The organism is Micromonospora fulviviridis, from assembly GCF_014648395.1.
Taxonomy (GTDB): domain Bacteria; phylum Actinomycetota; class Actinomycetes; order Mycobacteriales; family Micromonosporaceae; genus Micromonospora; species Micromonospora fulviviridis.
The window spans coordinates 554,169-573,099 of record NZ_BMRA01000005.1 but is presented as its reverse complement, the minus strand read 5'-3'; the positions used below and the strand labels follow the sequence as shown (position 1 = coordinate 573,099).

At 72.3% G+C, this 18,931-nt stretch carries 19 protein-coding genes; 3 read left to right on the top strand and 16 right to left on the bottom strand.

Going from position 1 to position 18,931, the window contains the following annotated elements; translation table 11 throughout:
- Positions 1-8: 8 nt before the first annotated feature.
- From atpD to glyA, 10 genes are all read right to left on the bottom strand, one after another.
- Positions 9-1,445, bottom strand: coding sequence for a F0F1 ATP synthase subunit beta (atpD, locus tag IEY96_RS16830; protein WP_189195718.1), 1,437 nt, complete (start codon positions 1,443-1,445; stop codon positions 9-11).
- Positions 1,445-2,374 (bottom strand): F0F1 ATP synthase subunit gamma, encoded by a 930-nt coding sequence (locus tag IEY96_RS16825; RefSeq protein ID WP_189195717.1) that lies wholly within the window; start codon positions 2,372-2,374, stop codon positions 1,445-1,447. The genes atpD and IEY96_RS16825 overlap by 1 nt, the downstream gene beginning before the upstream one ends.
- 3 nt (positions 2,375-2,377) lie before the next feature.
- Entirely contained in the window at positions 2,378-4,030 is a 1,653-nt protein-coding gene (gene atpA / locus IEY96_RS16820; protein ID WP_189195716.1) for a F0F1 ATP synthase subunit alpha, read from the bottom strand.
- A gap of 85 nt (positions 4,031-4,115) precedes the next feature.
- Positions 4,116-4,937, bottom strand: a complete 822-nt coding sequence (locus IEY96_RS16815) for a F0F1 ATP synthase subunit delta (protein WP_189195715.1) — start codon at positions 4,935-4,937, stop codon at positions 4,116-4,118.
- Positions 4,937-5,476, bottom strand: coding sequence for a F0F1 ATP synthase subunit B (locus IEY96_RS16810; RefSeq protein ID WP_189195714.1), 540 nt, complete (start codon positions 5,474-5,476; stop codon positions 4,937-4,939). The genes IEY96_RS16815 and IEY96_RS16810 overlap by 1 nt, the downstream gene beginning before the upstream one ends.
- A 29-nt stretch (positions 5,477-5,505) precedes the next feature.
- Positions 5,506-5,739, bottom strand: coding sequence for an ATP synthase subunit C-like protein (locus IEY96_RS16805; protein WP_046563803.1), 234 nt, complete (start codon positions 5,737-5,739; stop codon positions 5,506-5,508).
- Positions 5,740-5,808: 69 nt separating this feature from the next.
- Positions 5,809-6,606, bottom strand: coding sequence for a F0F1 ATP synthase subunit A (atpB, locus tag IEY96_RS16800; protein WP_189195713.1), 798 nt, complete (start codon positions 6,604-6,606; stop codon positions 5,809-5,811).
- Positions 6,607-6,617: 11 nt separating this feature from the next.
- The gene (locus IEY96_RS16795) at positions 6,618-6,854 is read right to left on the bottom strand and encodes an AtpZ/AtpI family protein (protein ID WP_189195712.1); all 237 of its coding nucleotides are present in this window, start codon (positions 6,852-6,854) and stop codon (positions 6,618-6,620) included.
- 173 nt (positions 6,855-7,027) lie between these two features.
- Positions 7,028-7,459 carry a hypothetical protein gene (locus tag IEY96_RS16790; protein WP_189195711.1) on the bottom strand — a complete coding sequence of 144 codons (432 nt, stop codon included), beginning with the start codon at positions 7,457-7,459 and terminating at the stop codon, positions 7,028-7,030.
- Positions 7,452-8,741, bottom strand: coding sequence for a serine hydroxymethyltransferase (glyA, locus tag IEY96_RS16785; protein WP_189195710.1), 1,290 nt, complete (start codon positions 8,739-8,741; stop codon positions 7,452-7,454). The genes IEY96_RS16790 and glyA overlap by 8 nt, the downstream gene beginning before the upstream one ends.
- Before the next feature lie 35 nt (positions 8,742-8,776).
- Between glyA and IEY96_RS16780 the strand changes: the two genes are divergently transcribed.
- The gene (locus tag IEY96_RS16780; RefSeq protein ID WP_189195709.1) at positions 8,777-10,246 is read left to right on the top strand and encodes an SDR family oxidoreductase; all 1,470 of its coding nucleotides are present in this window, start codon (positions 8,777-8,779) and stop codon (positions 10,244-10,246) included.
- Between the two features lie 14 nt (positions 10,247-10,260).
- Here the strand turns inward: IEY96_RS16780 and IEY96_RS16775 are convergent, their stop codons facing one another.
- From IEY96_RS16775 to prmC, 4 genes are all read right to left on the bottom strand, one after another.
- A complete protein-coding gene (locus tag IEY96_RS16775; RefSeq protein ID WP_189195708.1) occupies positions 10,261-12,372 on the bottom strand; it encodes a transglycosylase domain-containing protein in 2,112 nt (703 codons plus the stop codon).
- Positions 12,373-12,485: 113 nt separating this feature from the next.
- Positions 12,486-13,097, bottom strand: a complete 612-nt coding sequence (locus IEY96_RS16770) for an arsenate reductase/protein-tyrosine-phosphatase family protein (RefSeq protein ID WP_189195707.1) — start codon at positions 13,095-13,097, stop codon at positions 12,486-12,488.
- Positions 13,098-13,742, bottom strand: a complete 645-nt coding sequence (locus tag IEY96_RS16765; RefSeq protein WP_091322297.1) for an L-threonylcarbamoyladenylate synthase — start codon at positions 13,740-13,742, stop codon at positions 13,098-13,100.
- Positions 13,742-14,632, bottom strand: coding sequence for a peptide chain release factor N(5)-glutamine methyltransferase (prmC, locus tag IEY96_RS16760; protein ID WP_373293583.1), 891 nt, complete (start codon positions 14,630-14,632; stop codon positions 13,742-13,744). Before prmC ends, IEY96_RS16765 begins: the two co-directional genes overlap by 1 nt.
- 129 nt (positions 14,633-14,761) lie before the next feature.
- Between prmC and IEY96_RS16755 the strand changes: the two genes are divergently transcribed.
- Positions 14,762-16,315, top strand: coding sequence for a GGDEF domain-containing protein (locus IEY96_RS16755; protein WP_189195705.1), 1,554 nt, complete (start codon positions 14,762-14,764; stop codon positions 16,313-16,315).
- An 11-nt stretch (positions 16,316-16,326) separates the two neighbouring features.
- On the opposite strand, the gene prfA is transcribed toward IEY96_RS16755, so the two are convergent.
- Together prfA and rpmE are read right to left on the bottom strand one after the other, a co-directional pair.
- Complete coding sequence (gene prfA, locus IEY96_RS16750) at positions 16,327-17,415, bottom strand: peptide chain release factor 1 (protein ID WP_189195704.1); 1,089 nt, start codon at positions 17,413-17,415, stop codon at positions 16,327-16,329.
- A gap of 108 nt (positions 17,416-17,523) precedes the next feature.
- A complete protein-coding gene (gene rpmE / locus IEY96_RS16745; RefSeq protein ID WP_091262200.1) occupies positions 17,524-17,748 on the bottom strand; it encodes a 50S ribosomal protein L31 in 225 nt (74 codons plus the stop codon).
- 239 nt (positions 17,749-17,987) lie between these two features.
- On the opposite strand from rpmE, the gene IEY96_RS16740 reads away from it, so the two are divergent.
- Positions 17,988-18,884, top strand: coding sequence for a phosphatase domain-containing protein (locus tag IEY96_RS16740; RefSeq protein ID WP_189195758.1), 897 nt, complete (start codon positions 17,988-17,990; stop codon positions 18,882-18,884).
- Positions 18,885-18,931 lie beyond the last annotated feature (47 nt).

The following is an 18,931-nucleotide window of genomic DNA, read 5'->3' as shown; positions in this document are numbered from 1 at the left end:
TCGGGCTCTCAGCCCTCCATCAGCTCCTTGGCCTTCTTCTCGAGGTCCTCCAGACCGCCGCACATGAAGAACGCCTGCTCGGGGAAGTGGTCGTACTCGCCCTCGCTGATCTTCTTGAACGCCTCGATGGTCTCGGCGATCGGGACCGTCGAGCCCGGCACGCCGGTGAACTGCTCGGCGGCGTAGGTGTTCTGCGACAAGAAGCGCTCGATCCGGCGGGCCCGGCCCACCGTGACCTTGTCCTCCTCGGAGAGCTCCTCGATACCGAGGATGGCGATGATGTCCTGCAGGTCCTTGTAGCGCTGCAGGATCCGCTTCACCTCGGTGGCGACCTGGAAGTGCTCCGCGCCGACGAACTCCGGGGCGAGGATCCGGGACGAGGACGCCAGCGGGTCCACGGCCGGGTAGATGCCCTTGTCGGAGATCGACCGCTCCAGGTTGGTGGTCGCGTCGAGGTGGGCGAACGTGGTGGCCGGCGCCGGGTCGGTGTAGTCGTCGGCGGGCACGTAGATCGCCTGCATCGAGGTGATGGCCTGGCCCCGGACGGAGGTGATCCGCTCCTGGAGCTCGCCCATCTCGTCGGCCAGGGTCGGCTGGTAACCCACGGCGCTCGGCATGCGGCCGAGCAGGGTGGAGACCTCGGAACCGGCCTGGGTGAAGCGGAAGATGTTGTCGATGAAGAGCAGCACCTCCTGCTTCTTCACGTCCCGGAAGTACTCCGCCATGGTCAGCGCGGAGAGGGCGACCCGCAGCCGGGTGCCCGGCGGCTCGTCCATCTGGCCGTAGACCAGCGCGGTCTTGTCGATGACGCCGGACTCGGTCATCTCGGCGATGAGGTCGTTGCCCTCGCGGGTGCGCTCACCCACGCCGGCGAAGACCGAGGTACCACCGAAGTTCCGGGCCACCCGGGTGATCATCTCCTGGATGAGCACCGTCTTGCCCACGCCCGCGCCGCCGAACAGGCCGATCTTGCCGCCCTTGACGTACGGGGCGAGCAGGTCGATGACCTTGATGCCGGTCTCCAGCATCTCGGTCTTCGGCTCCAGGTCCGCGAAGTCCGGGGCCTTGCGGTGGATGCCCCACCGGTCGTCGGCCTGGATGGTCTCACCCTCGGTGAGGTTCAGGCACTCGCCGATCGCGTTGAACACGTGACCCTTGACGGCGTCGCCCACCGGCACGGTGATCGGCGAGCCGGAGTCGTGCACCTCGGCACCGCGGACCAGGCCGTCGGTCGGCTGCATCGAGATGGCGCGGACCAGGTTGTCGCCCAGGTGCTGAGCGACCTCCAGGGTCAGCGTCTTCTCGCCGCCGGAGAGCGTCACGTCCACGTTCAGGGCGTTGAACAGGGCCGGCATGGCGTCGCGCGGGAACTCGGCGTCGACGACCGGGCCGATGACCCGGACCACGCGACCCGTGGCCGTCTTGGTCTCTACTGGGGCAGTCATCACACTTCACTTCCCGACGCGGCCAGCGCGTTCGCGCCGCCGACGATCTCGCTGATCTCCTGGGTGATCCCGGCCTGGCGGGCCGAGTTCATCTCACGCGTGTACTTCTCGATCATCTCTTCGGCGTTGTCGGTGGCGCTCTTCATCGCCCGCCGCCGGGACGCCGACTCACTCGCCGCCGATTCGATCAACGCCGCGTAGATCCGCGTGTTGATGTACTTCGGCAGCAGCGCGTCGAGCAGCGCCTCCGCCTCCGGCTCGAACTCGTACGCCGGCAGCAGCCCCTCGGACCGCGGCCGGTCCTCGACCTGCATCGGGCCGATGACCTTCGCGACCGGCGTCTGGGTCATCAGGGAGTGAAACTCGGTGTAGACGATGTGCAGTTCGTCGACACCGGCGATCCCGTCCGCCCCGGCCTGCCCGTCCACGTCGTCCGCGCCGGCCGAGAACGCCTTGATCAGCGTCTCGCCCACCTCGCGGGCGTCCGCGAAGGAGGGCTGCTCCGAGAAGCCCGTCCAACTGGCTGCGATCTCCCGGTTACGGAACCGGTAGAACCCCACGCCCTTCCGCCCGATGACGTAGAGCACCGGCTCCTTGCCATCGGCCTTGAGCCGGGCGATCAGCGACTCCGCGGTCCTGATCGCGTTGGAGCTGTAGCCGCCGGCCAGGCCCCGGTCACTGGTGACCAGCAGGACGCCCGCCCGCCGCACCCGCTCACGCGGGGTGAGCAGCGGGTGGTCGATCCGCGCGTTGGACGCCAGCGCCGTGAGCACGCCGGTGATGGCGTTGGCGTACGGCAGCGACGCCTCCACCCGAGCCTGGGCCTTGGCGATGCGGCTCGTCGCCACGAGCTCCATCGCCTTGGTGATCTTCTTCATCCCCTTCGCCGAGCGGATCCGCTGGCGAAGAACGCGAACCTGGGCCGCCATGGATCAGCTCTCTGCCGGGCGGTCGGTCGAACCGTCGCGGAAGCGGGTCACCGTCTCGCGGTTCTCCTCGCCCTCGAGCGGCGCGGCCGGGGCCTCGTTGAGCCGGACCTCGTCCTCCTTGCCCAGGAAGACGTTCTTGAACTCGGTGATGGCCGAGTCGAGCGAGCCGATGATGTCGTCGTCCCACTTGTTGTCCGCGATCCCGGCCAGGACACCCTCGTGCTTGTGCCGGAGGTACTGGAGGAACTCGGACTCGAAGCGGCGGACGTCGCCGACCGGGATGTCGTCCAGCTTGCCCTCGACGCCGGCCCAGACGGAGACGACCTGCTCCTGCACCGGGTACGGCGAGTAGTTCGGCTGCTTGAGCAGCTCGACCAGGCGGGCACCGCGCTCCAGCTGGGCGCGGGAGGCCCGGTCCAGGTCGGAGGCGAAGGCGGCGAACGCCTCCAGCTCGCGGTACTGGGCCAGGTTGAGCCGCAGCGAACCGGCGACCTTGCGCATCGGCTTGACCTGCGCGGCGCCACCGACCCGGGAGACCGAGGTGCCGACGTTGATGGCCGGCCGGACGCCCTGGTTGAACAGGTCGGTCTCGAGGAAGATCTGACCGTCGGTGATGGAGATGACGTTGGTCGGGATGAAGGCCGAGATGTCGTTGGCCTTCGTCTCGATGATCGGCAGACCGGTCATCGAACCGCCACCCAGCTCGTCGGAGAGCTTGGCGCAGCGCTCCAGCAGGCGGGAGTGCAGGTAGAAGACATCACCCGGGTACGCCTCGCGGCCCGGCGGGCGACGCAGCAGCAGGGACACGGCGCGGTACGCCTCGGCCTGCTTGCTCAGGTCGTCGAAGATGATCAGGACGTGCTTGCCGCCGTACATCCAGTGCTGCCCGATGGACGAGCCGGTGTAGGGGGCGAGGTACTTGAAGCCGGCCGGGTCGGAGGCCGGGGAGGCGACGATGGTGGTGTACTCCATCGCACCCGCCTCCTCCAGGATGCCCTTGATCGAGGCGATCGTGGAGGCCTTCTGGCCGATGGCGACGTAGATGCAGCGGACCTGCTTCTTCGGGTCGCCGGAGCGCCAGTTGTCGCGCTGGTTGAGCACCGCGTCCAGGGCGACCGTGGTCTTGCCGGTCTTCCGGTCACCGATGATCAGCTGACGCTGGCCCCGACCGATCGGGGTCATGGCGTCGACGGCCTTGATACCGGTCTGCAGCGGCTCGAACACCGACTGCCGGGCCATCACGTTCGGGGCCTGGAGCTCCAGCTCGCGGAAGCCCTCGTTCGGGATGTCGCCGAGCCCGTCGATCGGCTGGCCGAGCGCGTTGACCACGCGGCCGAGGAAGGCGTCACCGACCGGAACCGAGAGCACCCGGCCGGTGCGCTTGACGCGCTGCCCCTCCTCCAGCTTGGCGGAGTCACCGAGAACGACGACACCGATCTCCCGGACGTCGAGGTTCAGCGCCACGCCGAGCGTGCCGTCCTCGAACTCCAGGAGCTCGTTGGTCATGGTCGAGGGCAGGCCCTCGACGTGGGCGATGCCGTCACCGGTGTCGGCGACGGTGCCGACCTCCTCGCGGGAGACGTCGGTCGAGTAGGAGGAGACGTAGCGCTCCAGGGCGCCGCGGATCTCCTCCGTCGAGATGGTCAGCTCGGCCATCCTCTGCTTCCTTAAGTATCAGGGGCCCGGGATACCTAGTACCGACCGGTCCGATGGCGTCGAATCAGGGCTGCTAAGACGCTGATCAGCGCTTCGCGAGCGCGTTGCGGGTCTCGTTGAGGCGGCGCAGGACGGTGCCGTCGTACAGGTCGGAGCCGACCCGCACGCTGACGCCACCGAGCACGTCGGGGTCGACCACCTGCTTGACGGAAACCTCTCGACCGTACATCTCGGAGAGGCGTGCACCGAGGCGTCGCTCCTCCTCGTCACTCAGCGGGGCCGCCACGGTCACGTACGCGACCTGACGGTCCTGCCGATCGGCGGCCAGCTCGACCAGCCGGGTGAGCGCCCCGGTGAAGGAGCGTCCCCCGAACCCGCCGAGCGCGACCCCGACGAGGTAACCGGTGATCGGCCGGGCCTTGCCGGCGAGCAGCTGGTCAACCAGGGTGGCCCGGCGCTCGGCCGGGGCCATCGGGTCGGAGAGCGCGTTGGACAGCTCCGGCGAACCGGAGACGACCTGCCCGAACCGGAACAGCTCGTCCTCGACCTCGCCCAGCTCGCCGGCCTTGTCGGCGCTCGCCAGGAGCGCCTCGACGCCCAGCCGCTCGGTGCCGTCGAGCAGTTCCGTCGGGGCCGACCAGCGGCCGGAGATCAGCGAGGTGACCAGGTCGAGCGCCTCCGCGCCGATCCGGCCGCGCAGCATGTCGCCGAGCAGGCCGGCCCGGTCCGCACCGGGGCGGGCCGGGTCGGAGAGCGCCCGGCGCAGCCGCGGCTCACGCCGCAGCAGCGCGGCGACGGAGAGGATGTCGTCGGCGGTGGAGGACACCGCCGACGGCTCCGCGCCGCGGGCGTACGCGTCGAGGCGCTCGGCCGCGACCTTGTACGACTCCCGGCTGGCGGCCTGCATCAGCGGGCCCCCGTGCTCTCGAGACCGCTCAGGAACCGGTCCACGGTGCCCTTGCGACGCGCCTCGTCAGCGAGCGACTCGCCGACGATCTTGCTGGCCAGGTCCACCGCGATGGTGCCCACCTCGGTGCGCAGCTCACGCACGATGGTGGCCCGCTCGGCGGCGAGCTGCTCCTTGCCGGCGGCGATGATCCGGTCGGACTCCTCGCGCGCCTTGGCGAGGATGTCCTGGCGGATGCCCTCGGCGTCGGCCCGGGCGTCGTCGCGGATCTTGGCGGCGTCGGTACGCGCCTCCGCGAGCTGGGCCCGGTACTGCTCGAGCAGCTGGTTCGCCTCGGCCTGGGCGGCCTCGGCGCGCTTGATGCCGCCCTCGATCGCGTCGACCCGGGCCTGGAACGTCTGCTCCATGCGCGGGAAGACGAACTTCATCAGCACGAAGCAGAGCACGATGAAGGCGATGCCGCCGACCACGATCTCCTCCCAGGCGGGAATGATCGGGTTGTGGGCCGCTTCACCACCCTCCGCGGCGAGGAAGTACATGGGAAAACCTCCCGGTCAGAGGGGCTGGATCAGGCGGTGCCGGCCCAGATGAAGCCGAAGGCGATGCCGAGCAGGGCCAGCGCCTCGATGACGGCGAAGCCGATCCAGACGTACGGGAGGGTCATCCGGGACGACTCCGGCTGGCGGGCCGTCGACTGGATGTAGGCCGAGAAGACCAGGCCCACGCCGATGCCCGGGCCGATGGCGGCCAGGCCGTAACCGATGGCAGCGGTGCTGCCCGTTACCTCGGCAAGGATGCTCATTACGGTTCCTCCTGGTTATCACGCGTGACGGTCACGCGGGACGACAACGGTTGGTGCGAAAGAGTGGGATCAGTGCTCTTCGGCGAGCGCACCCTGCACGTAGCTGGCGGTCAGCACCGTGAAGACGTACGCCTGCAGACAGATCACCAGGAACTCGAGGAAGGTCAGCGCGATCGTCATCACCCAGGACAGCACCGAGACCGGCGCCAGCCAGGCGTTGGCGCTGAGCATGGCGAAGCCGCCGAGCGTGAAGACCAGCAGGAGCATGTGGCCGGCGAACATGTTCGCGAAGAGACGGACGGCCAGCGAGAACGGCCGGACCAGGAACGTCGAGAAGAACTCGATCGGGATCAGCAGCGGCAGGATGTACCAGGGTGCCGGCGGGATGAGCGAGTTCTTGAAGTACTTGACGAAGCCGTGGTGCCGGATGCCGATCCAGTTGAACATCACGTAGCTGATCACGGCGAGGAACGCCGGGAAGGCGATGTGCGAGTTCGGCGAGATCTGGAAGAACGGGATGATCGCGAACGCGTTGGTCAGCAGGATGAAGCAGAAGAGCGTGGTGAAGTACGGCGCGAACCGCACCCCCGCGTGCCCGATCATGTCGACCGCGATGTTGTTCCGGACGAAGCCGTAGACCGACTCGGCGAACCACTGCTTCTTCGTCGGCACCAGCTTCGGGTTGCGGTAGCTGAGCAGGAAGAACAGGATCAGGACCCCGACGGCCAGCCAGACCATGAACGTGATCTTGGTGAACCAGTAGTTGTCGTGCGCACCCCAGGGCAGGATGCTGGGCAGGTAGAAGTCCTCCACACTGGGTGGGAATTCCGCCTGGCCCGCTGCCAGGACGTTCGCCTGTCCGAACACCGCGTCCCTTCCTAAGTAGGCGTGCCGAGTCGGCGGACGACCAGGACGATTCCCCCGGCCATGCCGAGCACGACGCCGATCCCGGTGGCGATGCCGCCGAGGTCGAGCCACTGGTCGACCAGCCAGCCGATGAAGCCCCACACGAGCATGCCTCCGATGAGGTAGCTGAGCGCGGTCCAACCCTGGCCGGCACCGGACGGAACGTCGCCCGGGCCGCCAGTGCTGGGGGGTTTCTGGTCACCGGCCATGACGGGGCGAACGATATCAGTCGAGCCGAAGAGGCTGTGCCTCACCCCCCGCACAACCTTGTTGTGTGGGACACGGGTGGGCGAAGTCGTCTGGAGGCACGCTACTCCCCTCTCGCCACTGAGAGAATGACCGATCGCGGACACACGGCGTGCCGTCCGAACCGTGGGACGGATCAGGTGTGGACGCGGCGGGCGTGCACCGTGGCCAGCCACCAGATGTGCACCCCGGTCCAGATCACCACGCCCGCGGCGATGCCCAGGGCGAACGGGACCAGCCCCGGCCAGCCGGTCGACGCGACCAGCACCATCACCCCGCCGAGCAGGGTCATCTTGGCGATGTAGACGCCGACCCCGAACGGCAGCACGAGCTGCGGGTCCCGGGCGTCCGCCCAGGCCAGCACGACCGTGGTGAGCGTGTAGCTGGCCGCGGTGACGGCCACCCCGGCCGCCGCGCCGAGCGCGCCGTCCGCGCCCCGGGCCAGCCCGCCGGCCACCGCCGCCACGGCGGCCATCACCACCGAGGCGACGACCAGCACCGGCAGGTGGCGCAGTCGCCAGCCGCGGTCCGCGACCGCCTCCGCCGCGCGCGTCCCCGGCTCAGCCACGGGGGTACGCCGGGAAGGCACCGACCAGCTCCGTCACGTCGCCGGCGATCCGGCCCAGTTCGTCCGCGCCACCGGGCGACTCCGGGTCGGTGCGCACCGCCCGGGCGATCAGCGTGGCGATCCGGCGCATCTCCCCCTCGCGCATGCCCTGGGTGGTGACGCTCGGCGTGCCGACCCGGATGCCGGAGGCGACCATCGGCTTCTGCGGGTCGTACGGGATGGCGTTCTTGTTCAGGGTGATGCCGGCGGCGTCGCAGCGCGCCTCCGCCGCGGCCCCGGTCACTCCGGTCTCCCGCAGGTCGATCAGGGCCAGGTGGGTGTCGGTGCCGCCGGAGACCGGCCGCATGCCCTCGGCGGCCAGCCCGTCGGTGAGCGCCTGCGCGTTGCTGACCACCTGGGAGGCGTACGCCCGGAACTCGGGCTGGGCGGCCTCGCGCAGGGCGACCGCCTTGGCGGCGACCGCGTGCATCAGCGGGCCGCCCTGGGTGAAGGGGAAGACCGCCTTGTCGATCCGGGCGGCCAGCGGCTCCCGGCAGAGGATCATGCCGCCGCGCGGGCCGCGCAGCACCTTGTGCGTGGTGCAGGTGACCACGTCGGCGTGGGGCACCGGGGACGGGATGGCGCGGCCGGCGACCAGCCCGATGAAGTGCGCCGCGTCCACCATGAGGTAGGCGTCGACCTCGTCGGCGATCTCCCGGAACCGGGCGAAGTCGATCAACCGGGGGTACGCCGTCGCGCCGCAGATGATGAGTTTCGGCCGGTGCGCGAGCGCCAGGTCGCGGACCTCGTCGTAGTCGATCAGCTCGGTGTCCCGCCGCACCGTGTAGCCGACCGGGTGGAACCACTTGCCGGAGAAGTTCACCCGGCTGCCGTGGGTGAGGTGCCCCCCGTGCGGCAGGTCCATGGCCAGCACGGTGTCGCCCGGCTGCACCAGGGCGGCGTACGCGGCCAGGTTGGCGCTCGCGCCGGAGTGCGGCTGGAGGTTGGCGTGCTCGGCCCCGAACAGCTCCTTGGCCCGGGCGATGCCGAGTTCCTCGGCCCGGTCCACCTCGGCGCAGCCGCCGTAGTAGCGCCGGCCCGGGTAGCCCTCGGCGTACTTGTTGGTCAGCGTGGAGCCGAGGGCGGCCAGCACCGCGGGCGAGGTGAGGTTCTCGCTGGCGATCAGTTGCAGCCCGCCGCGCAGCCGCGCCAACTCCCCCAGCACCACCTCGGCGATCTCCGGATCGACGGTGCTGAGCTGCTGGAAGTCCGGCCCCCAGAAGGCGTTCCTCGCGTTCTCCACAGCGAAGGAGTCTACGGAGCCGCAGACTGGAAGCCGTGAGATGCCTCGTCACCGGCGCCACGGGTTACATCGGCGGCCGCCTCGCACCCCGGTTGCTGGCCGAGGGGCACACCGTCCGCTGCCTGGCCCGCAAGGCGGGGCGGCTGCGCGACGTGCCGTGGGCGTCCCGGGCCGAGATCGCCGAGGGCGACCTGCGGAAACCGGAGACGCTGCCGGCCGCGTTCGAGGGCGTGGACGTGGCGTACTACCTGGTCCACTCGCTCGGGCAGCGCGGCTTCGAGGCAGCCGACCGGGAGGCCGCGGCGAACTTCGCCGAGGCGGCCCGCGCCGCGGGCGTACGCCGGATCGTCTACCTGGGCGGGCCGGAGCCGGCGGCGGACCTGAAGGTCCCGTCGCCGCACCTGCGGTCCCGCGCGGAGGTCGGCCGCATCCTGCTGGCGAGCGGGGTGCCGGCCGTGGTGCTGCGGGCCGCCGTGATCATCGGGTCCGGCTCGGCCTCGTTCGAGATGCTGCGCTATCTGACCGAGCGGCTGCCGGGCATGGTCACGCCGCGCTGGGTGCGCAACCGGATCCAGCCGATCGCCGTCCGCGACGTGCTGCGCTACCTGGTCGGCTGCGCCGACCTGCCGCCCGAGGTGAACCGGGGCTTCGACATCGGCGGCCCGGAGGTGCTGACCTTCGAGCAGATGATGCAGCGGTACGCGCGGGTCGCCGGGCTGCGCCGGCGGATCATCCTGCCGGTCCGGCCGCTGACCCCGTCGCTCTCGTCGTACTGGGTCGGCTGGGTGACGCCGGTGCCGAGCTCGATCGCCCGGCCGCTGGTGGAGAGCCTGGTCCACGAGGCGGTCGCCCACGAGCACGACATCGCCCGGTACGTGCCCGACCCGCCCGGTGGGCTGACCGGCTTCGACGAGGCGGTGGCCCTGGCGCTGGCGAAGGTCCGCGACGGCCAGGTCGAGACCCGATGGTCGACCGCGAGCGGGCCGGACGCCCCGGCCGAGCCGCTGCCCACCGACCCGCAGTGGACGGGCGGGACGGCGTACACCGACGTGCGGGAGCGGGCGGTGGACGCCCCGGCGGCCGCGCTGTGGCGGGTCGTCGAGGGGGTCGGCGGCGAGCACGGCTGGTACTCGTTCCCGCTGGCCTGGTCGGTCCGGGGCTGGCTGGACCGGCTGATCGGCGGGGTGGGGCTGCGCCGGGGCCGGCGCGACCCGCACCACCTCCAAATCGGCGAGGCGCTGGACTTCTGGCGGGTCGAGGAGATCGTCCCGGGCGAGTTGCTGCGGCTGCGCGCCGAGATGCGGCTGCCCGGCCGGGCCTGGCTGGAGATGCGCGTCGAGCCGGCCGGCGACGGCCACAGCCGGTACGTCCAACGCGCCGTCTTCCTTCCCCACGGCCTTCCCGGTCACCTCTACTGGGCCTCGGTCGCCCCGTTCCACGCCGTCGTCTTCGGCGGCATGGCCCGCAACATCGCCCGCGGCGCCGAGCGGCCCGGCCACCGCTGACCCGGGCCCCGCGGTCAGTCGCCGGTGCGGGGGCTGGTCCGTTCGAAGGCGACGGTCTGGCTCGGCGGGACGAAGTCCAGGACCGGCTGGTCCCGCAAGGCCCACGCGAGGAGCCGGCCCACGGCCTCGATCTGGCGGACCTGGACCCCGCCGCCGACGGCGTCCCGGGGGTTGTCCGGGTTCGCCGCGATGGTCGCCACGGAGAGCTGCGGGGTGAAGGCGACCACGGTCTCCGTGGCGTTCCGCTCCGAGCTGCCGGTCTTGCCGGCGAGCGGGCGGCGCAGGCCGGGCGCCAGCTCCTCGGCGGTGCCGCCGTCGCACCGGCGGTACATCGACTGGTCGCCGACCGGGCAGCGGGCCGCGTCCGCCGCCGCCCGGGCCACCTCGGTGTCGAGCACCTGTCGGCAGTCCGGGTTGCCGGCCGCGATCTTCCGGCCGGTGGGGTCGGTGATCGAGGCGATCGGGGTGGGCCGGCACCAGGTCCCCTCGGCGGCCACGGTGGCGTACGCGTTGGCCAGGTCGAGCGGGGTGGTGGCGGAGACCCCGAGAGTGAACGGACCCCAGTTCTCCGCGCCGTCCCGGGCCAGCTTGGCGTCCTCCGGCGAGCGGAACACGATGCCCAGCCGCTCGGCCATCTCCACCACCCGGTCCGCGCCGACCCGCTCGGTCAGCCAGGCGAAGTAGGTGTTCACCGACCGGCCGAACGCGTCCCACATGGTGCGGTCGCCGTTCATCCAGGACGGGCTGGCGTTCTCCGGGCACCAGTGGCCGCCGCAGCTCGCCGGACCGCCGTCGATCGGATACCTGGTGACGAAGACGCTGGGGGCGTCGAACTCGGTGTTCAGCGGCAGCCCGGACTCCAGCGCGGCCAGCAGGGCGAAGAGCTTGAAGGTCGAGCCCGCCTGGTAGCCCTCGATGCCCGCGCCACCGGCGACCAGCTGGTTGACCGTGTTCGGGTAGTTCTGCCGGGCGTCCGGGTTCGGGGTCACGCTGTAGTTGCGGTTCACCGCCATGGCCAGCACCCGGCCGGTGCCCGGCTGCACCACCGCGGTCGGCGCGGCCCGCTGGTTGGTGTTCGGATAGATCCGCAGCACCTGCTCGGTGGCCTTGGCCTGCACGTCCGCGTCGAGCGAGGAGACGATCGACCAGCCACCCCGGCGCAGCGTGCGCTGCCGCTCGTCCACCGTCTTGCCGAACGCGGGCTGGGCGTTCCACCACTGGGTGAACCAGTCGCAGAAGAAGCCCCAGTCGTTGTGCCCGGCGGGCACCGCGGTGCAGTCGTTGGGGGTGGCGCTGGGCTTGAGGTTGAGCTGCTCGCCCTTGGCCCGGGCCGCGTCCGCCCCGGTCACCTGGCCGGTCTCCACCATCCGGTCCAGCACGTACGCCCGGCGGCCCAGCGCCGCGTCGGCGTCGCCGTTGATCGGGTCGTCGGTGTCCGGTGAGCGGACCAGCCCGGCGAGCAGCGCCGACTGGGCCAGGGTGAGTTTGGCCGGCGTGGTGGAGAAGTAGCGCTTGCTGGCCGCCGCGATGCCGTACGCGCCGGCACCGAAGTAGGCGATGTTCAGGTAGCGCCCGAGGATCTCGTCCTTGCTGATCCGGCGCTCCAGGGCCAGCGCGTACCGCATCTCGCGGATCTTGCGGCCAGCGGTGATCTCGGTGGCCTTCGCCCGCTGCTCCTCGGTCAGCCGGGGGTCACCGGCCAGCGCGTTGCGGACGTACTGCATGGTCAGCGTGGAGGCGCCCTGCCGGGTGCCGTCCCGCCGGTTGGCCGTGAAGGCGCGCGCCACGCCGCGCACGTCGACGCCGTGGTGCTCGTAGAACCGGACGTCCTCGGCGGCAACGATGGCCTGCCGCATCACCGGCGCCACCTCGCCGACCGGCACGTCCACCCGGTCCTCCACGTAGAAGGAGGTGATCAGGGTGCGGCCGTCACTGGCGTAGAGGTTGGAGCGCTGGGCCGGCTGCGGCGTCTTCAGCGACTCCGGCAGCGCGGTGTAGGGCATCAGGTTCTTGAAGCCGAGGCCGAAGACCAGCGCGGCCGGCAGCGCCGCGGCGGCCAGGGCCAGTCCGGCGAGCACGCCGGCGAGCAGAACGGTGAACAGCTTGTCGAGATGGGCCCGGTTCATCAGCTCTCCCCGCAGGAGCCGGCCGTACGGACCCGTTCAGAATGACCGGAATCGGCCGTTTCGCCGCCATCTTCAGCGAAACGCGCAGGAAGTTCGCGAGAAAGGATGAACCCTCAGGGAAGGAGCGCGGCGGCCAGCGGCTGGACGGTCTCCTCGATCTCGTCGGCCACCCGGCTGAAGCACTGGTCGCCCCGGCCCCAGGGATCGTCGAGGTCGTCGGTGGACAGCGCGGTGCCGCCCTGCCGGGCCGCGTCCGCCGCCTCGACCAGCGCCACGCCGCGGGCGTACACCGACTCCGGGGTGGCCTCCACGGGGGGCAGGTCGGCCCGGTCGACCCCGCCGAGGAGCCGGCCGAACTCGCCCAGCACGAAGGTGCGCGCGGCGGCGTCCGGGCGCAGCGCCACCACGTACTCGTGCTGGTCGGCGGTGGCGGTGAGGACCAGGTCGGCGGCGTCGATGAGGTCGGAGCGGAGCCGGCGGGCGGCGAACCCGTCCACCGCACCGCCGCGCGAGGTCACCTGCCGGGCGGCCGGCGGGTTCATCTCCTCGCCGGCGTGCCAGCCGCCGGTGCCGGCGCTGTGGCTGTGCACCAGCTCGTCCGAGCGGGCCGGGTCGACGCCGAGGCGGCCCAGCCGCTCCCGCACGGCGAGCACCAGCAGCCGCTCGGCCATCGGGGACCGGCAGATGTTGCCCATGCAGACGTGCAGCACGGTGAACGGGGGCACTCAGACCCCCCGCTCGTCGAGGATGTCCGGCACCACGTCGCGCAGCTTCTCCAGGCTCACCGCACCCTGGCGCAGCACGCGGGGCACCTCGCCGGTCAGGTCGACGATGGTGCTCGGCACCGGGTCGGGGGCGGGGCCGGCCTCCAGGTAGGCCCGGACGCCGTAGCCGAGCTGGTCGCGGGCCTCCTCGGCGGTGAGCGCGGCGGGCTGGCCGACCTTGTTGGCCGAGGCCACCGCCATGGGGCCGGTCTCCCGCAGCACCTCCAGCGCCACCGGGTGCAGCGGCATCCGCACCGCCACCGTGCCGCTGGAGTCGCCCAGGTCCCACGCCAGGCTCGGCGAGTGCTCCACCACGATGGTCAGCGCGCCCGGCCAGAACGCCTCGACCAGCTCGCGGGCGGAGCGGGGCAGCGAGAAGACCAGGCCGTCGAGGGTGTGCCGGGAACCGATCAGCACCGGGGGCGCCTGCCGGGCGCCACCCTTGGCGTCCGCGAGGGCCTTCACCGCGTACGGGGTGAAGGCGTCGGCGCCGATGCCGTAGACCGTGTCGGTCGGCAGGACGACGAGTTCCCCGTTCTTGACCGCCTCGATGGCAGCGGCGATGCCGCGGTCCCGGTCGGCGGGCGACCGACAGTCGTAGAGCATCACGAGGAGCCAGTCTGCCACGCCGGGGCCGGGTCGGCGTGCTGGCCGTCCGCCCGGCGGGACGCGGTCGCGTACCGGGGCCGCCCGACCAGGTCACGGTGCTCCTCGACCCGCTCGTAGCGGCCGTCGGCGGCGAGCAGCGCGGGCACCGCGGTGGCGTGGGTGTCGTCGTGCTCGACGCCGACCACCCCGCCCGGGCGCAGCAGCGCGGCGGCCCGGCCCACCACCGGGCGGATCACGTCCAGCCCGTCCGCGCCGCCGAACACCGCCTCGTCCGGGTCGTGGCCGGCCACCTCGGGCGGCACCACCACCGACCGGGGCACGTACGGCGGGTTGCAGAGCAGCACGTCGACCCGGCCCACCAGGTCGGCGAGGAGCCCCGGGTCGGTGACGTCGGCGGCGACCACCTCGATCGGCCGGTCCCCGGCGGCGGCCCGCCCGGCGGCGTTGCGGCGCAGCCAGTCCAGCGCCGCCGGCGACCGTTCCACCGCCACCACCCGGGCCGACGGCAGCTCCTGCGCGACCGCCAGGGCGATCGCGCCGGACCCGCTGCACAGGTCGACGACCAGCGGCGCGGGCCACCGGCGCGCCTGCTCGATCCCCCAGCCCGCGAGCAGTTCCGTCTCCGGCCGGGGCACGAAGACGCCCGGGCCGACCGCCAGTTCCAGGTGCCGGAAGCCGGCGGCGCCGGTGAGGTGCTGGAGGGGTTCCCGGGCGACCCGCCGGTCGACCAGCGTGTCGAGGCGGTCGCTCTGCTCCGGGGTGAAGCCGTCGGCCAGCGCCAGCCGGCCGCGCGGCACCTCCAGCACGTACGCGGCCAGCAGTTCGGCCTCCGCGCGGGGCGCCTCGACGCCCGCCGCCGCGAGGGCCTGGGCGGCCCGGGCGACCACCCGTGAGGGGCGCTCGCGTTCTGTCCCTTCGGACGGGTGTTGCGGTAGGGAGGTCACGACATAATCATGAAGCGTCGCGGGTCACCTCACGAGCGGGTGCGTCCGGACGCACACACAGGGAGGTCGCGAGTGGGCTGGCTCGACCGGGTCGAGGACCAGGTTGACGCCCTCCGGCGCGCCCGGGCGTTGCAGGAGGCCAGCCGCTCGGCGGAGGCGTGCGCCCTGCTGGACCGGGTCATCCGCACCACCGACGACCCGTACGCGCGGGCGGACGCGCTGGTGCAGCGCCTCTCCGCGCTGATCAATCTCGGTCGGACGGCCGAGTTCACCCGGGCCATCGAGGAGGCCTCCGCCGCCGTCCGGGACCTGGCCGAGCCGTACCTGCACGGGCACCTCAACGCCCTCGCCGCGCTCGCCGCCCACCACCAGGGGGCGCTGGACCGCTGCGTCACACACCTGGTCCGGGCGGCCCGGGCGCTGAGCGCCGACGATGACCCGGACCGGGACACCGCCTGGGGCTGGCACGACCTGGCGATGGCCTACTCCTACCTGAGCTTCCACGGTCACGCGCTCGGCGCGATCGAGCGCGCCCGCCAGGTGGGCGTGACCGCGGGCATCCCCGAGGAGACCTTCGCCGCGCCCGGCATCCGGCTGCGCAACGCCGTGGCGCTGGACCACAACGGCGACAGCGACGGCTGCCTGCGGGTGCTCCGCGACGTGGCCGGCGACCTCAGCCGCTTCCTGCGCAGCGGTCGGGCCGGGAACCTCCGGCCGAGCAGCCTGGCCGCCTACGGCTACGCCGCCGCCCGCCGGGCGGCGCTCGGCGACCGGGTGGACTCCGGCGGGGACGCCGACCCGGCCCGCCTGCTCGGGCACGGCGGGGACAGCGCCCGCGCCCGCGACCTGCGCCAGTTCGGCCAGGTCTGCCTGGCCGTCGCCGAGGGCCGCCCCATCGAGGCGGTCACCCGGCTGGACACCATCCAGGTCTCCGACGAGACGCTGGGCGCCGCCGAGGCGCCCCGGCTGCGCAGCGTGGCGCTGGCGCGGGCCGGTGACCACGCCGCCGCGCACCGGGCCGACCGGCACGCGTTCCGGCTGGCCGCGCAGCGCAGCGACCGGCTGCGGGACGTCTACATCGACGGCATCGCCGCCCGGATCGACCACGAGGAGATGCGCCGCGAGGCCGCCCGGTACGAGGGCGAGGCGCTGACCGACCCGCTCACCGGGCTGCCCAACCGGCGCCGGCTGGAGCGCTACATCGGCGCCGTGGTGGCCCGGGGCGAACGGGTGGTGATCGGCGTCTGCGACCTCGACGGGTTCAAGGCGGTGAACACCCGGCACGGGCACCACTCCGGCGACCTGGTGCTGCAACGGATCGCCGGGGTGATCAACCGCGTGATGCGGCGGGGCGACTTCGTGTCCCGGTACGGCGGCGACGAGTTCGTCGTGGTGCTGCCCGAGACCGGGATGGCGGAGGCGGCCGAGGTGGCCCGGCGGATCCAGGCCGCCGTCCACACCGAGGACTGGGAGTCGCTGGTCCCCGGCACCCCGGTCGGGGTGAGCATCGGCTTCGCCGAGGTCGACGGGGGCACCGGGGTGAGCGTCCGGGAGGCGCTGGGCGCCGCCTTCGAGCTGGCCGACCGGGAGATGCTGCGCGCCAAGGACCGCCTCCGCGCCTGCTGAGCGCGGGCCGGTCAGCGGCGGCTGAGCTCCGTCTCCCCGGCCAGCCGGGCCGCGCGGTCGGCCTCGGCCAGAGCGTCGAGGACCCCGTCCATCTCGCCGGCCAGCGCCAGGTCCAGGTTGTACGCCGTGTAGCCGATCCGGTGGTCGGTGATCCGGTTCTGCGGGAAGTTGTAGGTGCGGATCCGCTCCGACCGGTCCACGGTGCGCACCTGCGCCTTGCGGGCGTCCGAGGCGGCCGCGTCGGCCTGCTCCTGGGCGGCGGCGAGCAGCCGGGCCCGCAGGATGCGCATGGCCTGCTCGCGGTTCTGCAGCTGCGACTTCTCGTTCTGGCAGGAGACCACGATGCCGGTGGGCACGTGGGTGATCCGGACCGCCGAGTCGGTGGTGTTGACCGACTGGCCGCCCGGCCCGGACGAGCGGAACACGTCGATCCGCAGGTCGTTCGGGTCGATGGTGACGTCCACGTCCTCGGCCTCGGGCAGCACGAGCACGCCGGCCGCACTGGTGTGGATCCGGCCCTGCGACTCGGTCACCGGGACGCGCTGCACCCGGTGCACGCCGCCCTCCCACTTGAGCCGGGACCAGACCCCGTTGCCGCCCTCCGGCACGCCCTTGGTCTTGATCGCCAGGGAGACGTCCTTGACCCCGCCGAGGTCGGAGTCCTGCGCGTCGATCACCTCGGTGACCCAGCCGTGCCGCTCGGCGTAGCGGGTGTACATCCGCAGCAGGTCGCCGGCGAACAGCGCCGACTCCTCGCCGCCCTCGCCGGCCTTGATCTCGACGATGACGTCCTTGGCGTCGTGCGGGTCGCGCGGGATGAGCAGCTCGGCCAGCCTCTCCTCCAGCGCCGGCAGGGACGCCGCGATGGCCTCCGCCTCGGCGGCGAAGGCCGGGTCCTCGGCGGCCAGCTCGCGGGCGGCGGCCAGGTCGGCCCGGGCCTGCTCCAGCTCGCCGGCGGCCTTGTGCAGCGGGACCAGCTCCGCGTAGCGCCGGCCGACCCGGCGGGCGGTGCCCTGGTCGGCGTGGATCGCGGGGTCGGCCAGCCGCTGCTCCAGCTCGGCGTACTCGTCGAGGAGGGCGGCCAGGCGCTCACTGCTCATGCTGGGGGTGCTCCTTCGACGGCGACCGGGCGGGAGGGACGGAAACGGGTGGAAACGGACGAACGCCCGCGCCCGGCACGGAGCCGGACACGGGCGTCGTCGACGGAGCTACTTGGCCTTCTTGGCCTGAACCTTGGCGTACTTCTGCTGGAACTTCGCGACCCGACCGGCGGTGTCCAGGACGCGCTGCTTGCCCGTGTAGAACGGGTGGCAGGCGCTGCAGGTCTCGACGCTGATCGAACCGCCCTTGGCGGTGCTGCGGGTCGTGAACGTGTTACCGCAGGAGCAGCGGACCTCGGTGGTCACGTACTCCGGGTGGATGTTGGGCTTCATGTCGCCTCGGTCCTTTCGTCGGTGGTCGCCGGGTCGCCGTCGTGCTCCCCGTCGTCTCGACGGGCTCGGGCGTGAACCGGAACCGGTGGCCGATTGACCAGTGTGCCATGGGCTTCCACCGACCCGTCGAGCGGGCCGCACACCAGGTCCGGCAGGCGCAACGCTCCCCGCCCGGTACGCATTCCCGCGCCCGGCGCGGGCATTCGTGAGGTGGCCGAGGCATGAACGGGAGGTACGGGATGTTCCGCCTGATCGCCACCCGCGGGCTGCCCGCTTCCGGCAAGACCACCTTCGCCCGCCGGCTCCAGCCCGGCGTGGTCCGGGTCAACCGCGACGACCTGCGCCGGATGCTGCACGGCGAGCGGCTCTTCACCCAGTGGGCCGAGGGGCAGGTCAGCCGGGCGCAGCGGGCCCAGGTGGAGGCGCTGCTGGCGGCGCGGGTGAGCGTCTGCGTGGACGACACCAACCTGCGCTCGCGCACGCTGCGGGACTGGGCCGAACTGGCCGCCCGGCACGGCGCGGCGTTCGAGGTGCACGACTTCACCGACGTGCCGCTGGAGGAGTGCCTGCGCCGGGACGCCGCGCGTCCCGAGGCCGACCGGGTGGGTGAGGCGGCGATCCGCCGGCTGCACGAGCGCTACCTGGCGAACCGCCCGCTGCCGCTGCCGGTGCCGACCGCCCGGACCGGCGGCCCGGCGCGGGTGGAGCGGGAGGGCGCCGGGCAACCCGACATCGTGCTGGTCGACATCGACGGCACGGTGGCGCTGAACGTGTCACGCAGCCCGTACGACATGACCCGGGTCGGCGAGGACGCGCCGAACGAGGCGGTGATCGCGGCGGTGCGGGCCATGCACGCGGCCGGGCACGAGGTGGTCTTCTGCTCCGGCCGGGACGCCACCGCCCGGGCCGACACCGAGACCTGGCTGGCCCGGCACGTCAGGGTGCCGTACCTGGCGCTGCACCTGCGGGCCGTGGGCGACCACCGCAAGGACGCGGTGGTCAAGCAGGAGATCTACGAGCGGGAGATCCGGGACCGGTACCGGGTGGTCGGTGTCTTCGACGACCGGCAGCAGGTGGTCCGGATGTGGCGGTCGCTCGGCCTGACCGTCTTCCAGGTCGCCGAGGGCGACTTCTGACGCCGTCCGCCCGGCGGGCTCCTCCCCCAGGTCGAGGAGCCCGCCGG

What these genes read in the sequence shown, in the direction of transcription:
- atpD (WP_189195718.1), bottom strand. Translation starts at nt 1,445, where the DNA reads ATGACTGCCCCAGTAGAGACCAAGACGGCCACGGGTCGCGTGGTCCGG.
- IEY96_RS16825 (WP_189195717.1), bottom strand. Translation starts at nt 2,374, where the DNA reads ATGGCGGCCCAGGTTCGCGTTCTTCGCCAGCGGATCCGCTCGGCGAAG.
- atpA (WP_189195716.1), bottom strand. Translation starts at nt 4,030, where the DNA reads ATGGCCGAGCTGACCATCTCGACGGAGGAGATCCGCGGCGCCCTGGAG.
- IEY96_RS16815 (WP_189195715.1), bottom strand. Translation starts at nt 4,937, where the DNA reads ATGCAGGCCGCCAGCCGGGAGTCGTACAAGGTCGCGGCCGAGCGCCTC.
- IEY96_RS16810 (WP_189195714.1), bottom strand. Translation starts at nt 5,476, where the DNA reads ATGTACTTCCTCGCCGCGGAGGGTGGTGAAGCGGCCCACAACCCGATC.
- IEY96_RS16805 (WP_046563803.1), bottom strand. Translation starts at nt 5,739, where the DNA reads ATGAGCATCCTTGCCGAGGTAACGGGCAGCACCGCTGCCATCGGTTAC.
- IEY96_RS16795 (WP_189195712.1), bottom strand. Translation starts at nt 6,854, where the DNA reads ATGGCCGGTGACCAGAAACCCCCCAGCACTGGCGGCCCGGGCGACGTT.
- IEY96_RS16775 (WP_189195708.1), bottom strand. Translation starts at nt 12,372, where the DNA reads ATGAACCGGGCCCATCTCGACAAGCTGTTCACCGTTCTGCTCGCCGGC.
- IEY96_RS16765 (WP_091322297.1), bottom strand. Translation starts at nt 13,742, where the DNA reads ATGCTCTACGACTGTCGGTCGCCCGCCGACCGGGACCGCGGCATCGCC.
- prfA (WP_189195704.1), bottom strand. Translation starts at nt 17,415, where the DNA reads ATGAGCAGTGAGCGCCTGGCCGCCCTCCTCGACGAGTACGCCGAGCTG.
- rpmE (WP_091262200.1), bottom strand. Translation starts at nt 17,748, where the DNA reads ATGAAGCCCAACATCCACCCGGAGTACGTGACCACCGAGGTCCGCTGC.
- IEY96_RS16740 (WP_189195758.1), top strand. Translation starts at nt 17,988, where the DNA reads ATGTTCCGCCTGATCGCCACCCGCGGGCTGCCCGCTTCCGGCAAGACC.